At 50.0% G+C, this 1,387-nt stretch carries 2 protein-coding genes; both read left to right on the top strand.

Features of this window, described 5'->3' with window-relative positions; genetic code table 11:
- The first annotated feature begins 70 nt into the window (after positions 1-70).
- Positions 71-388, top strand: coding sequence for a DUF2322 family protein (locus HMPREF1028_RS12830; protein ID WP_003763340.1), 318 nt, complete (start codon positions 71-73; stop codon positions 386-388).
- Between the two features lie 138 nt (positions 389-526).
- Positions 527-1,333, top strand: coding sequence for a DUF4198 domain-containing protein (locus HMPREF1028_RS12825; protein ID WP_009313193.1), 807 nt, complete (start codon positions 527-529; stop codon positions 1,331-1,333).
- Positions 1,334-1,387: the final 54 nt, after the last annotated feature.

The raw sequence follows: 1,387 nt of genomic DNA, 5'->3' as shown, positions 1-1,387 counted from the left end.
GTACTGGTTTAAAGTTAATCCACTATACAAGGTATTTTTCGTTGAAAATCCCATGTTAGAAAGGACAACCATGAGCTTCCAAGACAACCTCGCCGCCATGCCCGACATCGGTCATTTGAGCGGACTCGACATCCTTGACGCACAAGGCAAAGCCGTCCATCACATCCCCAATGCGCCCGGCAAGCAAGGCTCGCTGAAACTCTACAACGCTTTGGCATTGAATTTCGGTGGCAAGCTCGATGCCGCTGCTGCTGCGCAGGGTTTGGATTGGTTTGCCGAACATGTTGCCGACGCGCAAGCCAATCCGGGCAAACATCCCAATATCGATCTGCTGTTGCAAGTGAAAAACGAAAACCTCAGATTGCTTCTAAAGCCGGTTAACGCTTAAACATCAGCTAAGCGAAAGGTCGTCTGAAAACAGAAATCCTGTTTTCAGACGACCTTTTTTTCATGAAACCGTTTTGTTATAAATAAAATTGTTATATTATAACCAATCAAATTTCTACCCGATACATTTGGAGAACCCATGAAAAAAACCGCATTGTTCATCGCATCCGCGCTCCTGTTCAGCACAACCGCCCAAGCACACCGCGTCTGGGTCGAAACCGCCCATACACACGGCGGCGAATACCTACAAGCCGAATTGGGCTATGGCGAGTTCCCCGAACTTGAACCCATCGCCAAAGACCGCCTGCACATTTTCAGCAAGCCCATGCAGCTGATTACCGAAAAAGGCAAAGAAAATCTGATTCAAAAAGGGACGTACAACTATCAATACCGCAGCAAACTCCCTGTCAAAGATGGCAGCTACCTCGTTACCGCCGAATACCAGCCGACTTTCTGGTCTAAAAACAGCGCAGGCTGGAAACAAGCGAGCATCAAAGAAATGCCTGACGCCAGCTATTGCGAACAAACCCGAATGTTCGGTAAAAACATCGTCAACGTCGGACACGAAAGCGCAGACACCGCCGTCATCACCAAGCAAGTCGGACAACATCTGGAAATCGTTCCGTTGGACAACCCCGCCAACGTCCACGTCGGCGAACGCTTTAAAGTCCGCGTCCTTTTCAACGGCGAGCCGCTGCCCAACGCCACCGTTACCGCCACATTTGACGGCTTCGACACCAGCGACCGCAGCAAAACCCACAAAACCGAAGCCCAAGCCTTCTCCGATACTACGGACGACAAAGGCGAAGTCAGCATCATCCCCCTGCGTCAAGGCTTCTGGAAAGCCAGCGTAGAACACAAAGCCGATTTCCCCGATCAAAGCGTGTGCCAAAAACAGGCGAACTACACCACCCTGACCTTCCAAATCGGTCATACGCATCATTAATATCCAATAACAAAGGTCGTCTGAAAACCGTATTGCAGGGTTTTCAGACGACCT

The sequence above is a fragment of the Neisseria sp. GT4A_CT1 genome, from assembly GCF_000227275.1.
In the GTDB taxonomy this organism is placed as follows: Bacteria; Pseudomonadota; Gammaproteobacteria; order Burkholderiales; family Neisseriaceae; genus Neisseria.
Note: the sequence above shows the minus strand (reverse complement) of the source record. Positions and strands in the feature narration are given on the sequence as shown.

Excerpts from the sequence above, each read along its gene's own strand:
- HMPREF1028_RS12830 (WP_003763340.1), top strand. The coding sequence starts at position 71 with ATGAGCTTCCAAGACAACCTCGCCGCCATGCCCGACATCGGTCATTTG.
- HMPREF1028_RS12825 (WP_009313193.1), top strand. The coding sequence starts at position 527 with ATGAAAAAAACCGCATTGTTCATCGCATCCGCGCTCCTGTTCAGCACA.